Origin of the sequence: Rhizobium sp. SEMIA4064, from assembly GCF_003025035.1 — a bacterium.
GTDB lineage: Bacteria > Pseudomonadota > Alphaproteobacteria > Rhizobiales > Rhizobiaceae > Rhizobium > Rhizobium paranaense.
Genome location: NZ_PYJN01000006.1, coordinates 1 through 14161 on the forward strand (window position 1 = coordinate 1; position 14161 = coordinate 14161).

Genomic DNA, 14161 nt, shown 5'->3' on the forward strand with positions numbered 1-14161 from the left:
CATCGTGCCGCCGGTCAGACGCCGCCGAAATTCTAAAGTCGTCGGCATGATCCCGAAACCGATCAAGCGGTTTCGGAATAGATCGTGCCCATCAGAGCATCTTACTCGGCCGGCGCCACGCCGGTCGAGGCACGCACGATCAGCTCGGCTTTCCAAAGCTCCTGCTCGGGAAATGTCTCGAGCTGTTTGATCTCGCCGATCAGGCGCTCGGCGACGCGCACGCCGGCGGCGCGCAATGACGATCGCGTGGTTGTCAACGGCACGGTGAAATTCTCCGGCTTCAGCAACGTCAGCACATCGTCGTGGGCGATCAGCGAAATATCCTCGCCGAGCTTCAGTTTCGCCTGGTTGATGGCGCGCACTGCGCCGAGCGCCAGCACCGTACTGGAACAGAGGATGGCGGTTGGCCGCTCGTCGAGCTGCAGGATGCGCTCCATGGCGAACAGGCCCTGTTCATCGGTCATCGCCGTGTGGCTGACATAGGCCTCGTCCAGCACCAGGCCGCGTTCGGCAAGTGCCGTGACCACGCCCTTTTTCCGCCGGATGGCGAAATCGAGATAGATCGGACCGTTCAGCAGCGCAAAACGCTTATGGCCAAGCTGTAGCAGCAGCTTTGTGGCGTCGTAGAAGGCGGCCTCGTTGTCGATGTCGAGATAGGGGTAGTCCGGCTCCGTCCCAAAGGATCGTCCATGCACCAGGAAGGGTATGGACAGTGATTTCAGCATTTCGAGGCGCGGATCATGGCCGCGCATATAGGTGATGAACAGGGCGTCGACATTGCCGCTGGCGGCAAGCCGCTTCAGAGCACCGACTTCGTCGTTCGGATCGGCCGGCGTCAGGACGAAATGGAAATCATGCCGCAATGCCTCTTCGCCGAGGCCGGTCAGGAATTCGCTGAAATGCAGGTCGGACGGATGGCCAGCGGCCATCGGCATCACCAGGCCAATTGAGCCGGCCTTGCCGGTCGCCAGCCGTTGCGCGGCCTTGTTCGGCCGATAACCGGTTTCCCGAACCGCTTTGAGCACGCGCTCGCGCGTTTCGCGATTGACCTCCGGATATCCGTTCAAGGCACGGCTGACTGTGGTCTGCGACAGGCCTAACATTTGCGATAGCTGCTTCAGATTCACGTGTCTCTGCTCCTCCATATGCCCATTTCCAATGGTCGCAAAGGCTCCTCCTGCCATGCGACTGATTTCCAAAGCGCTTTAGACTATGTAGCAGGCGAGCCATTCGAAACAAGACAATTTGCGAAATATTGGTGTCATTCCATGCTGCATCGCGAGATTTCGGTGTATATTAGCCGAATTCACAAATTCGCTTGACTTTGCTCTGCCCGCAATGGAATGAGTGAGTAGCCAAAGCGCTTTGAGAAATGAGCGCGCAACACGCGCAACGTGTTCGGGCTCGTGGGATTTGTATTTGGGAGGACAACCACATGAAGAAATTGTTTTTGATGACCGTTGCCGTTGCGGCCCTGGCCGCTGGTACGGCGATGGCTGCAGATTTGAAGTTCCAGCCCGGCCAGGATTCCAAGTTCAACTGGAAGAGCTATGACGACTTCAAGGCCGCTCATGCGGACTTGAAAGGTGAAACGATGACGATCTTCGGCCCATGGCGCGGCGAAGACGAAGCACTGTTCACGAGCGTCCTGAACTATTTCACCGAGGCGACCGGGGTCAACGCGAAGTATTCGTCCTCGGAAAACTATGAGCAGCAGATCGTCATCGACACCCAGGCCGGCTCGCCGCCGAACGTCGCGATCCTGCCGCAGCCTGGCCTCCTCGCCAACCTCGCCAGCAAGGGCTATCTGACGCCCCTCGGCGACGATCTCGCAAGCTGGGTGAAAACCAACTACGGCGCCGGCGATAGCTGGGTTGGCTACGGTACCTATAAGGGCAAGGACGGCAAGGACGCCTTCTATGCCTTCCCGTACAAGGCCGACCTGAAGTCGCTCGTCTGGTACGTGCCGGAAAATTTCGAGGAAGCCGGCTATAAGGTCCCCACCACCATGGAAGACCTGATCAAGCTTTCCGATCAGATCGTCAAGGACGGCGGCACCCCCTGGTGCATCGGTCTCGGTTCGGGCGGCGCCACCGGCTGGCCAGCGACCGACTGGGTCGAAGACCTTATGCTGCGCACCGTTGCGCCGAAGGACTATGACGGCTGGGTCGACAACAGCCTGAAGTTCAACGACCCCAAGGTCGTCAACGCCATCGAGGAATTCGGCAAGTTCTCTAAGAATCCCAAATATGTCGATGGTGGTGTCGCCGCCGTGGCGTCAACCGACTTCCGCGACAGCCCGAAGGGCCTCTTTGCGGTTCCGCCCAAGTGCTACATGCACAAGCAGGCTTCCTTCATCCCGTCCTTCTTCCCGGAGGGCACGAAGCTCGGCCAGGATGCCGACTTCTTCTACTTCCCGCCCTATGCGTCGCATCCGGAACTTGGTAAGCCAGTTCTCGGCGCCGGCACGCTAGCAGCGATCACCAAGGACTCGAAGGCCGCTCGTGCCTTCATCGCGTTCTTGCAGACGCCCATCGCCCAGGAAGTCTGGATGGCGCAGTCCGGCTTCCTGACCCCCTATAAGGGCGTCAACACCGCAGCTTACGCCAACGATACGCTGAGGAAAGAAGGCGAAATCCTGACGAGCGCTACCACCTACCGTTTCGACGGTTCCGACCTGATGCCGGGCAAGATCGGCGCAGGTGCATTCTGGACCGGCATGGTGGACTTCGTCGGCGGCAAGTCCGCTCAGGACTCCGCTGATGCAATCCAGAAGGCATGGGACTCCATCAAGTAATCACAACATCGCAGAAGGGCGCCGCCGGTATCTGCCGGCGCCGCCACTCTACCCTGTCGCAGCCGACGCCTTGGGGGGTGCCGACGGCGCCGGACAGGTGGCTTGATGCAAGCAATTATTCGGGAGGGAAGGATGATTTCGCAGATACTGACGGCGATTGGAGCCATGATATTCGGCGTTGCCGTTTGCGCCGCCTACTTTCTGTTTTCCAACAAGCTGCTAGACCTGATTTTTCCGGCGAAAGAAGGTGACGATGTTCACCGCGCCGCGGTCAATCTGCGTCGCCGCAGCCTCATCCGCCCCTGGCTTTTCCTCGGACCGGCACTTTTCCTCCTCGCCGTCTACCTGATGTATCCGGTTGTAGCGACGCTCATCCTGTCCTTCTACGGTCCTGACGGCAATCAATTCGTTGGCGGCGCCAATTATGTCTGGGCCTTCAACGACACCGAATTCCGCCAGTCGATCTTCAACAACATCCTCTGGCTCGCCGTCGTGCCGGCGGCTTGCACCTTCTTCGGCCTCGTCATCGCCGTCATGACCGACCGCATCTGGTGGGGTAACATCGCCAAGGCGGTGATCTTCATGCCGATGGCGATCTCCTTTGTCGGCGCATCGGTCATCTGGAAATTCATCTACGAATATCGCGGCGGCAACGACACGCAGATTGGTTTGCTGAATGCCGTCGTGCAGCTCTTCGGCGGTACGCCGGCAGTCTGGATCACCATCCCCTTCTGGAACAATTTCTTCCTGATGGTCATGCTGATCTGGATTCAGACCGGCTTTGCCATGGTCATCCTGTCGGCCGCCCTTCGTGGTATTCCGGAAGAGACGATCGAAGCCGCGGTTATCGACGGCGCTAATGGCTGGCAGATCTTCTGGAAGATCATGGTGCCGCAGGTCTGGGGCACGATCGCGACGGTCTGGACGACCATCACCATCCTCGTCCTCAAGGTGTTCGATATCGTGCTCACCATGACCAACGGTCAGTGGAACACGATGGTCCTTGCAAATCTGATGTTCAACTGGCTGTTCCGCGGCGGCGGCGATTCCGGCCGAAGTGCCGTCATCGCGCTTGTCATCATGGTCGCCGTCACGCCGATCATGATCTGGAACATCCGTCGTGCAAACGCAGAAACGAAGGGTCGCTGATATGCTCGGAAATCTCGGCCGCATCGGCCCCGCCCGCCTCTTCGTCCATTTCGCGGTTGTGCTCATCGTCGTCATCTGGCTGCTGCCGACGCTCGGCATCTTCATCACGGCGCTGCGCGACAAGGATCAGATCGTCGTCTCCGGGTGGTGGACGGCCTTTGCCGGCTCGACGCGGACGACGGCCGTGCGCCTCGCCGGCACCGACAAGGCAACGCAGGACGGTCCCAATTACGTGATCACCGGCAATGTATCCGGCGACGGCAACGGCGGTAATGGCAAGATCCAATCCTTCGGCCTGCGCGTGCAGGACCCGGCAGCCTTCAAGGCGGGTGCGCCTGCCGATATTGGCAATGGCGAGACGCTCACAGTCAATGCCGACGGCCGCTACCGCTATCAGAAGAATGCCGCTTTCGACGCGGATACGCGCGGCAAGCGCATCTATCTGACCATCGCCACCCCGCCGCAATTCACCCTGCAGAATTATCGCACCGTTCTGACGGGCGAGGGCATCGGTCAGTCCTTCATCAACTCGCTGACCGTTACCATTCCGGCGACAATCATCCCGATCCTGATCGCGGCTTTCGCGGCCTATGCGCTTGCCTGGATGGAGTTTCCCGGCCGCGCACTCCTGATCGCGCTGGTCGTCGGCCTCATCGTCGTGCCGCTGCAGATGTCGCTGATCCCGCTGTTGCGCATCTACAATGAGATCGGGCAGATATTCGGCGTGCCGTCGAAGACCTATCCCGGCATCTGGATGGCGCATACCGCCTTCGGCCTGCCGCTCGCCATCTATCTGCTGCGCAATTACATTGCCGGCCTGCCGAAGGAAATCATCGAGTCCGCCCGCGTCGACGGCGCCAGCGACTTCGATATTTTCGTCAAGATCATCCTGCCCTTGTCTTTCCCGGCGCTCGCTTCGTTCGCGATCTTCCAGTTCCTTTGGGTCTGGAACGACCTTCTGATCGCCATGGTGTTCCTCGGCACCGACAAGGATCATCTGGTGCTGACGGCAGCCCTGAACGCTCTGCTCGGCTCGCGCGGCGGCAATTGGGAAATCCTCACGGCCTCCGCCTTCGTCACCATTATTATTCCGCTCCTCGTCTTCTTCGGTCTGCAGCGCTATCTCGTGCGCGGTCTGCTCGCCGGGTCGGTGAAGGGGGGCTGACCGAAGACCTTTCTACTCATACAGGACCTACGCAGAATGAGCATTGCCTCTCAATCGATTTCGACGGTGGACAAAGACTGGTGGCGCGGAGCGGTGATCTATCAGATCTACCCGCGCTCCTATCAGGACTCCAACGGCGATGGCATCGGCGATCTGAAGGGGATCGCCGTCCGCCTGCCACACGTTGCCTCCCTGGGCGTCGACGCGATCTGGATTTCGCCGTTCTTCACCTCCCCCATGCGTGATTTCGGCTATGACGTCTCCAACTATGAGGATGTCGATCCGATCTTCGGTACGCTTGCCGATTTCGATGTGATGGTGGCTGAAGCGCATCGCTTGGGCATCAAGGTGATGATCGATTTGGTGCTGTCGCACAGTTCCGACCGCCATCCCTGGTTTGTCGAAAGCCGGTCGAGCAAGGACAATCTCAAGGCCGACTGGTATGTCTGGGCCGATGCCAAGCCGGACGGCACGCCGCCCAACAACTGGCTGTCGATCTTTGGCGGTTCCGCCTGGGCCTGGGATCCGACCCGCATGCAATATTACATGCATAACTTCCTGATCTCGCAGCCCGACCTCAACCTGCATAATCCCGAGGTTCAGGACCGGCTGCTGGATGTCGTGCGCTTCTGGCTCGATCGCGGCGTCGACGGCTTCCGCCTCGATACCATCAACTTCTATTTCCACGACCGGGAACTGCGCGACAACCCCGCGCTGGAGCCGTCGCGCCGCAATGCTTCCACCGCCCCGGCGGTCAATCCCTATAACTTCCAGGAGCATCTCTACGACAAGAACCGCCCGGAGAACCTGAAGTTCCTGCAGCGTTTCCGCGCCGTGCTCGACGAATATCCGGCGATCGCCGCCGTCGGCGAAGTCGGCGACAGCCAGCGCGGGCTCGAAATCGTCGGCGAATACACCTCCGGCGGCGACAAGATGCACATGTGCTACGCCTTCGAGTTCCTGGCGCCGGACCCGCTGTCGCCGGATCGCGTGGAAGACGTCATGAAGGATTTTGCTGTTGCCGCGCCGGAAGGCTGGGCCTGCTGGGCATTTTCAAACCATGACGTCGTGCGCCATGTCAGCCGCTGGGGCAGCCTGGTTGCCGATCGCGATGCGCTTGCCAAGCAATATGCGGCCCTGATCCTGACACTGCGCGGCTCGGTCTGCCTCTATCAGGGCGAAGAGCTTGGCCTGACGGAAGCCGATCTCGCCTATCAGGATCTGCAGGACCCTTACGGCATCCAGTTCTGGCCGGAATTCAAGGGGCGCGATGGCTGCCGCACGCCGATGGTCTGGGACAGCCAGGTCACCCAGGGTGGTTTCTCGACCGTGAAACCCTGGCTTCCGGTGCCGGTAGAGCATATCCTGCGCGCCGTCAGCGTGCAGAATGGAGATGAGAATTCGGTGCTGGAGCAATATCGCCGCTTCCTCACCTTCCGTAAGCAGCACCCGGCCTTCGCCAAGGGCGAGATTGCGTTTACGGAACCGCAGGGCGACGTGCTGCTTTATACGCGTCACTATGGCAGCGAAACCATTCTCTGCGTGTTCAACATGAGCGCGACGGAGACGACGGCAACCCTGCCCGAGGGGAGTTGGCAGGCACTGGCCGGTCACGGTTTTGCAAGCAATAACTATGGCAACAAGATCGATATTCCGGCTTGGGGCGCTTACTTCGCGCGTCTGGCCTGAGTGTTTGGGAGGAGGAGAGCATAGATGACAGGGCTTGTTCTAAAGGACATCCGAAAATCATACGGGAATGTGCATGTTCTGCATGGCATCGATCTGGATATCCAAGAGGGCGAATTCATCGTCTTCGTCGGCCCGTCCGGATGCGGCAAATCCACATTGCTGCGTATGATCGCCGGGCTTGAGAGCATCACCTCCGGCGACATGCTCATCGCAGGGCAAAAGGTCAACGAGGTGCCGCCGTCAAGACGTGGCATCGCGATGGTCTTCCAGTCCTATGCTCTCTATCCACACATGACGGTCTTCGACAACATGGCTTTCGGCATGCGCATTGCCGGGGAAAGCAAGCAGGAGATCGACCGCCGCGTTCGCGCTGCCGCAGCGAGCCTTCAGCTCACGCAATATCTTGAGCGTCTCCCCAAGGCCCTTTCGGGCGGTCAGCGCCAGCGTGTTGCAATCGGCCGCGCCATCTGCCGCAACCCCAAGGTCTTTCTGTTCGACGAGCCGCTATCGAACCTCGACGCCGCGCTGCGCGTCGCGACACGTATCGAGATCGCCAAACTCAGCGACTCCATGCCCGAGACGACGATGATCTACGTTACCCACGACCAGGTGGAAGCCATGACCTTGGCGGACCGCATCGTCGTCTTGTCGGCCGGTCGCGTGGAGCAGGTGGGCGCGCCGCTCGAACTCTATGAACACCCGGCCAACCTCTTCGTGGCGAAGTTCATCGGCTCGCCGGCCATGAACATCATCCCGGCGACGGTCACCGGAACCGGCGCAACGACGACGGTGACGCTGACGGGCGGCAAGACGGTGATGCTCGACATTGCGACGGCGGCATCCGAGCAAGGCAAGACCGCAAGCTTCGGCGTTCGCCCGGAAGACCTGCGGATCGCGACTGACGAGAACTACCTCTTCGAGGGCGAGGTCTCCATCGTCGAAGCCCTGGGCGAGGTTACGCAACTTTATATCGAGGGCCTGGTGGATGGTGAGCCGATCATCGTCAAGATACCGGGCATCGCAGACGTTAAGCGCGGGCAGAAGATGCGCTTTGCGGCCGATAGGCAGAAGCTGCATCTCTTCGATGCTGATGGCCACACCTATCGTAAGCAATAAGGCATCCTCCCAAGGGTGCGGGAGCGCTAGTCCAAGTGTAGAAATACAATAAAATGCAACTTGGTCTAGCGCTTCCAAACCTTCTGTTAAATACCCGCTGATAGCCTGAGGTTCGTAATATACTTCAGGGATTTACGATAATGGCAGCTTCCGGCACCGCTAACCCAGGCCAACATTTCCTCAACAAGGAAGAGTCCTTCATGTACGACCGCGAGGTGCGGTATCGGATGGAGGACACGATGAACGCCGCGCGGATCGAATATACCGAAAAAGGCGTCATGAACCTGGCGTCGCGCCGCTGCGATATCATCCGCATCTCGCAGAGCAGCGCAGTCCTGGCGATCCTCACACAATATAATCTGCCAAAGCAGTTCTATCTCGACATCCCCGATGCCCGCATCACCAAGGTCGGTTGCATCCTGATGAAGGTTTATCCCAACAACACCATCGAGGTCCGTTTCCTGCGCCTGTTGTCGGAAAAGGAAATGAACAAGATCTTCGTCTACAGCACCCATCCGTCGCATCGCGACCGCGTGCTCGATATCCGCGCTTAATTTCGACCGAAAAAAAGAGCCCGCGCGGCAGATGCTGCGCGGGCTCTTTTTGGGGCTGTTATTGTCTCAATGACGGAACAGGACGCTGGCGCCCTGATCGGCCGGGCCGGCGGCGCGGCGGAAGGGGGCGAAGAGGTCGCGGCCCATGCCGAATTCATTCTCGGAGAGATCGGCAACGACGGGCTCGCGTTCGGCCATGTCGGCGGCGTCGACCAGCACCTCCAGCGTACCGGCAATCGCATCGATGCGGATGATGTCGCCTTCCTTGATGCGGGCAATCGGTCCGCCCTCGACGGCTTCGGGGGTGACGTGAATGGCGGCCGGGACCTTGCCGGACGCGCCGGACATGCGCCCATCGGTCAGCAGCGCCACGCGGAAACCGCGATCCTGCAGCACGCCGAGTGCGGGCGTCAGCTTGTGCAGCTCCGGCATGCCGTTCGCCTTCGGTCCCTGGAAGCGGACGACGGCGACGAAATCGCGGTTCAGCTTACCGTCCTTGAAGGCCTGCTGCATTTCGAGCTGGTCGTGGAAGATGACGGCCGGCGCTTCGACGATATGGCGCTCCGGCTTGACGGCGGAAATCTTGATGACCGCCTTGCCGATATTGCCGCGCAGCATCTTCAGGCCGCCATTGCCCTGGAAGGGCGTCTCGATGCTTGCCAGGACCTTCGGATCGCCACTCTTTTCCGGTGCCGGTTCACGGACGACGCCGCCATCGGCGCCGATCTTCACCTCGATCGAATAGGCGGAAAGCCCCTGGCCGGCGACGGTGCGGACATCGTCGTGCAGCAGCCCCTTCTTCAGAAGCTCCTTGATCAGGAAGCCCATGCCGCCGGCGGCATGGAAGTGGTTCACGTCGGCAAGCCCGTTCGGATAGACGCGGGCGAGCAGGGGGATGATGTCCGAAAGCTCGGAAATGTCCTGCCAGGTCAGCATGATGCCGGCTGCCCGCGCCATGGCGACGAGGTGCATCGTGTGATTGGTCGAGCCGCCAGTCGCATGCAGGCCGACGACGCCGTTGACGATCGAGCGCTCGTCGATCATCTCGCCGGCAGGCGTGAATTCGTTGCCCATGGCGGTAATGGCGAGCGCGCGCTTGGTGGCTTCGCGCGTCAGCGCTTCGCGCAGCGGCGTGCCGGGATTGACGAAGGAGGCGCCAGGCATATGGAAGCCCATGATCTCCATCAGCATCTGGTTGGAATTGGCCGTGCCGTAGAAGGTGCAGGTGCCGGGGCCGTGATAGGACTTCGATTCCGCTTCAAGAAGCTCGGCGCGGCCGACCTTGCCTTCGGCATAGAGCTGGCGCACGCGGGACTTCTCGTCGTTCGGCAGGCCCGAGGTCATCGGCCCGGCCGGAATGAAGACGGCCGGCAGATGGCCGAAGGAGAGAGCGGCGATGACGAGGCCGGGCACGATCTTGTCGCAGACGCCGAGGAAGACGGCCGCATCGAACATATTGTGCGACAGGCCGACACCGGCCGACATGGCGATCAGGTCGCGCGAGAAGAGCGAGAGTTCCATGCCGGGCTGGCCCTGCGTGACGCCGTCGCACATGGCCGGCACGCCGCCGGCAACCTGGGCGATGCCGCCTGCCTCTGCGGCCGCCTCGCGGATGATCGCGGGATAGGTCTCGAAGGGCTGATGCGCCGAGAGCATGTCGTTATAAGACGTGATGATCCCGAGATTGGGCACGCGGTCGCCCGCCAATGCCTCTTTCTCGGTGGGGGAACAGACGGCAAAGCCATGCGCGAGGTTGGCGCAGCCGAGCACGGCGCGCTGTGCGCCCACTGTTGCGGCATTGCGCAGGCGGTCCAGATAGCGCTCGCGTGTTGGCTTCGAGCGCTCGATGATGCGTGTAGTGATCGCGGAAATGCGGGCGTCAGCGGCCATGGTCGATCTGCCTCCGTCTGTTGCGCGGTGCCCTGAAGATCGCTTCGATCTGTCTTGGTGGAGGGCGTGGCGCGAGGTTCAAAAGTCAATGCTTTGCCGGTGCGCCCTTACGGGCACATGGCGCAGCACATGTTGCTGTGTCTTTCAGGGTTCGATGACGAGGCCTGTCGGCCGTATCAGGGAGCCCAATAAATCTCGACCGGAGAGGCAGCCCGGCGCAGAACGGCGCGGATGGGCATCTCGGTCTCTTCGCCCGGCGCTTCCGCTTTGGCGAGAACGCCTTTCTTGCCTTCTCCCTCGATATGGAGCACCAGCAATCTGGCATCCTGAAGGCTGGAGAAGGTGAAGGTCAGCCGGGGTTCGCCGGCTCCTTCGGCTTCCATCGTAATGATGCCGCGCGGGCTCTTCGCATCGAGCGCCGCTACGAGATTGCTCCCGCCCGGAAAAAACGAAGCCGTGTGGCCATCATTGCCCATGCCGAGGATGGCGACGTCAAAGGGAAAGCCGATGCACTTGGTCTTTTCCGTGGCGATGACGGCGGCTTCCTCGACGGAAGGCACGTCCTGGTAAAGCGGAAAGAACTGTGCCGCCGCCGCCTTGTCCTTCAGCAGGTTTTCCTGAACGAGCAGGTGGTTCGAGCGCGGATTGTCAGCCGGCACGAACCGTTCGTCGACAAGGGTAATCGTCACCTTGCTCCAATCGAGCGAACGCGATGACAGCGTTTGAAAGAAGACCTTCGGCGTCGAACCGCCGGAGACCGCAATGCTTGCCGAGCCGCGGGCGGCGATGGCGGCCGAGAGAACCTCGACCACCTTGTCCGCGAGCTTGCCGGCGAGTTCGGCGCCATTGGCGAAAGCATGCATGTTCGCTGTCATCGTCCTCGTCCCAGGTTAGATATCGTCATGCCAGGTGCGGCCGTCACGCTCGATCAGAGCGATGGCCTGGCTCGGACCCCAAGTGCCGGCGGTATAACCCTGCACCGGCTGACTGGTGGCTTCCCAGCCCTTGAGGATCGGATCGACCCATTCCCATGCGGCTTCCACTTCGTCGCGGCGCATGAACAGCGTCTGGTTGGAACGGACGACGTCCATCAGCAGGCGTTCATAGGCGTCCGGGTTACGGACATTGAATGCCGAAGCGAAGCTCATGTCGAGCGAGACATTGCGCAGGCGCATGCCACCCGGACCCGGGTCCTTGATCATCAGCGACTGCTTGACGCCTTCGTCCGGCTGCAGGCGGATGATCAATTGGTTGGCGACGATGCGGCCGGCGGCCTGATCGAAAATGTTGTGCGGGATCGGCTTGAAGGTAATGACGATTTCCGACATGCGGCCAGCAAGACGTTTGCCGGTGCGGATGTAGAAGGGAACGCCGGCCCAGCGCCAGTTGCCGATTTCGGCCTTGATGGCGACGAAGGTTTCGGTGTTGGAAACGCCGCCTTCCAGCTCGTCGAGATAGCCCTTGACTGGGCCGCCTGCCGAAGCGCCGGCGCGATACTGGCCGCGAACCGTCGCCTGCTCGACATTGGAAGCGTCGATCGGCTTCAGGGCGCGCAGAACCTTCAGCTTTTCGTCGCGAACGGCTTCGGAGTCCATCGAGGACGGAATTTCCATCGCGGTCAAGCAGAGGAGCTGCAGGATGTGGTTCTGCACCATGTCGCGCAGCGCGCCGGCCGTGTCGTAGTAGCCGGCGCGCCCTTCGAGGCCGACCGCTTCCGCAACCGTGATCTGCACATGGTCGATGTGGTTGGCGTTCCACAGCGGCTCATAAAGCGCGTTGGCAAAGCGCAGCGCCATCAGGTTTTGCACCGTTTCCTTGCCGAGATAGTGGTCGATGCGGAAGATCTGCTCTTCCCTGAAGACCTTGCCGATCGTGTCGTTGAGCTGCAGGGCGGAAGCGAGATCGCGACCGATCGGCTTTTCGACGACGATGCGGGTCTGCTTGGTGATTAGCTTGTGCTCGTGAATCTTCTGCGAGATGTCGCCGAAAATGCCGGGAGCGACGGCGAGATAGAAAGCGCGGACGCGGTCCTTGCTTTCGTCCAGAAGCTTCTTGAGATGATCCCAGCCAGCATCGCTGCGCGCATCGACCGGCACGTAGAACAGGCGCGCGCAGAATTTCTTCACTTCCGCATCGTCGTATTCACCCTTTTTCAGGTGCTCTTTCAGCGCCGCTTCGGCGAATTTGCGGTATTCTTCATGCGACAGCGCGCTGCGCGATGCGCCGATGATACGAGTCGGCTCGGAAAACTGGCCTTCGATTTGACGGTGATAAAGGGCAGGCAGGAGTTTGCGCTCAGCAAGATCGCCGCTGCCGCCGAAAACGACATAGTCAAATGGTTCAACGGGAATGATTTGGCTGCTCATGAGGGATCTCTCAATCGGTCTTGGTTGAGGCCCCTTTTAATCTAATCGATTTAAAAAGGCCAGTGTGCATCGCAAAATTCAGACTCGGCTTTTTAGAGCGGATTGCCGAAAGAGGAAATCCGCTCCGGATCTAAAACCTGTCGCGCAACGCAAACCACGAGAGCGCCAGGAACAGGAGAGGCGCCCGCATGCGGGCACCGCCGGGAAAGGGCGGGATGTTCAACGCCTTGAAAAGCGCAAGGTCGTCGGCGTTCCCGAGAACCGTTTTCGCATAGAGTTTACCGCAATAATTTGACAGCATGACTCCGTGTCCGGAATAGCCGCCGATGGACGTGACGCCTGGCATGACGTCGCGCACGAAAGGCTGGCGCGGCATGGTGATGCCGACAGATCCGCCCCAGGCATGGGTGATGTTGATATTGCCGAGGGCAGGGTAGATTTCGGCGATCTGGCGGCGGATGTGCTGCGTTATGTCGCGCGGGTTATCTGCGGTATAGGCCTCGCGCCCGCCGAACAGCAGACGCCCATCCTTCGACTTGCGGAAATAACGCACCACGAATCGCGAATCCGCCACTGCTTCGCCGCCGGGCAGGACATCGGGAAATTTGTCGAGCGGCTCGGTAGCGCCGATGAAAGAGCGAATCGGCATCACATGGCTTGCGGTCACCGGCTCCAGATTGCCGATATAGCCGTTGCAGGCAATCAGCACGCGGTCGGCGGTGATCGTGCCGCTGTCGGTCTCGATCAGCGTCTTGCCGCCGGATTGCCGGATCGCCTTCGCCGGCGTCATTTCGAAGAGCGAAGCACCGGCGGCCTGCGCTACCCGCGCGAGGCCGATCAGAAGCTTCAGCGGATGGATATGGCCCGTGCCCATATCCCTGACGCCATAGAGATAGAGCTTTGAGCCGAGCCGCTCCTGGGTTTCGGCCTGATCCATGAAGCTCACATGCGGATAGCCATAGCGCGTCGCGGCGATTTCGGCGTTCTCCATATAGGCGCGCTTGTAGCTCCGCTTGTGGGTGACATTCATCTGGCCGGGCATGAAGTCGATGTCGATGCCCTGCTCGGCGGCAAAGTCGAGAAGATGGCGCTTGGCGTCCTCGGCAAGATCGAACAGTGCCTTTGAACGCTCGTAGCCGATCTTCTCTTCGAGCTCCTCGGGCCAGGAGCGTTGGCCGGTGCCGAGCTGGCCGCCATTGCGGCCGGATGCGCCGTCGCCGAAGCGGTTGGCATCGATCAGCACCACATCGACGCCGCCCTTGGCAAGATTGTAGGCTGCCTGCAGGCCGGTGTAGCCGCCGCCGATGATCGCAACGTCTGCGCGCCGGGAGCCGTCGAGCTTTGGATAGGCCGGGCGAGGGCCGACGGTTGCCTGATACCAGGAAAGCCCAGGCGCTATCGGGCTCTGCCACGCTTCCTGCAATGTCATGGGCGC

General features: G+C 60.6%; 11 protein-coding genes. 6 read left to right on the forward strand and 5 right to left on the reverse strand.

What is annotated here, in order from left to right:
- Positions 1 to 101: 101 nt before the first annotated feature.
- The gene (locus C9E91_RS03830; RefSeq protein ID WP_107107232.1) at positions 102 to 1127 is read right to left on the reverse strand and encodes a LacI family DNA-binding transcriptional regulator; all 1026 of its coding nucleotides are present in this window, start codon (positions 1125 to 1127) and stop codon (positions 102 to 104) included.
- A gap of 308 nt (positions 1128 to 1435) precedes the next feature.
- On the opposite strand from C9E91_RS03830, the gene C9E91_RS03835 reads away from it, so the two are divergent.
- The 6 genes from C9E91_RS03835 (at position 1436) to C9E91_RS03860 (ending at position 8470) form a co-directional block, all read left to right on the forward strand.
- Positions 1436 to 2797, forward strand: coding sequence for an ABC transporter substrate-binding protein (locus C9E91_RS03835; protein WP_107107057.1), 1362 nt, complete (start codon positions 1436 to 1438; stop codon positions 2795 to 2797).
- Between the two features lie 132 nt (positions 2798 to 2929).
- On the forward strand, positions 2930 to 3946 hold the full coding sequence (locus C9E91_RS03840) for a carbohydrate ABC transporter permease (protein WP_107107058.1): 1017 nt from the start codon (positions 2930 to 2932) through the stop codon (positions 3944 to 3946).
- Between the two features lies 1 nt (position 3947).
- Entirely contained in the window at positions 3948 to 5111 is a 1164-nt protein-coding gene (locus C9E91_RS03845) for a carbohydrate ABC transporter permease (RefSeq protein WP_107107059.1), read from the forward strand.
- 36 nt (positions 5112 to 5147) lie between these two features.
- Positions 5148 to 6800, forward strand: coding sequence for a beta-galactosidase BglA (bglA, locus tag C9E91_RS03850; RefSeq protein ID WP_107107060.1), 1653 nt, complete (start codon positions 5148 to 5150; stop codon positions 6798 to 6800).
- Positions 6801 to 6824: 24 nt separating this feature from the next.
- A complete protein-coding gene (locus C9E91_RS03855; RefSeq protein ID WP_107107061.1) occupies positions 6825 to 7916 on the forward strand; it encodes an ABC transporter ATP-binding protein in 1092 nt (363 codons plus the stop codon).
- 140 nt (positions 7917 to 8056) lie between these two features.
- A complete protein-coding gene (locus tag C9E91_RS03860) occupies positions 8057 to 8470 on the forward strand; it encodes a hypothetical protein (RefSeq protein ID WP_181316004.1) in 414 nt (137 codons plus the stop codon).
- 66 nt (positions 8471 to 8536) lie between these two features.
- On the opposite strand, the gene edd is transcribed toward C9E91_RS03860, so the two are convergent.
- The 4 genes from edd to C9E91_RS03880 all read right to left on the reverse strand — a co-directional run bounded on the left by edd (position 8537) and on the right by C9E91_RS03880 (position 14155).
- The gene (gene edd / locus C9E91_RS03865; protein WP_107107063.1) at positions 8537 to 10360 is read right to left on the reverse strand and encodes a phosphogluconate dehydratase; all 1824 of its coding nucleotides are present in this window, start codon (positions 10358 to 10360) and stop codon (positions 8537 to 8539) included.
- A 176-nt stretch (positions 10361 to 10536) separates the two neighbouring features.
- The gene (gene pgl, locus C9E91_RS03870; protein WP_107107064.1) at positions 10537 to 11235 is read right to left on the reverse strand and encodes a 6-phosphogluconolactonase; all 699 of its coding nucleotides are present in this window, start codon (positions 11233 to 11235) and stop codon (positions 10537 to 10539) included.
- 15 nt (positions 11236 to 11250) lie between these two features.
- Positions 11251 to 12726: a glucose-6-phosphate dehydrogenase gene (gene zwf, locus C9E91_RS03875; RefSeq protein WP_107107065.1), complete on the reverse strand. Its 1476-nt coding sequence runs from the start codon at positions 12724 to 12726 to the stop codon at positions 11251 to 11253.
- A gap of 130 nt (positions 12727 to 12856) precedes the next feature.
- Positions 12857 to 14155 (reverse strand): NAD(P)/FAD-dependent oxidoreductase, encoded by a 1299-nt coding sequence (locus C9E91_RS03880; RefSeq protein ID WP_107107066.1) that lies wholly within the window; start codon positions 14153 to 14155, stop codon positions 12857 to 12859.
- Between the last annotated feature and the right edge of the window lie 6 nt (positions 14156 to 14161).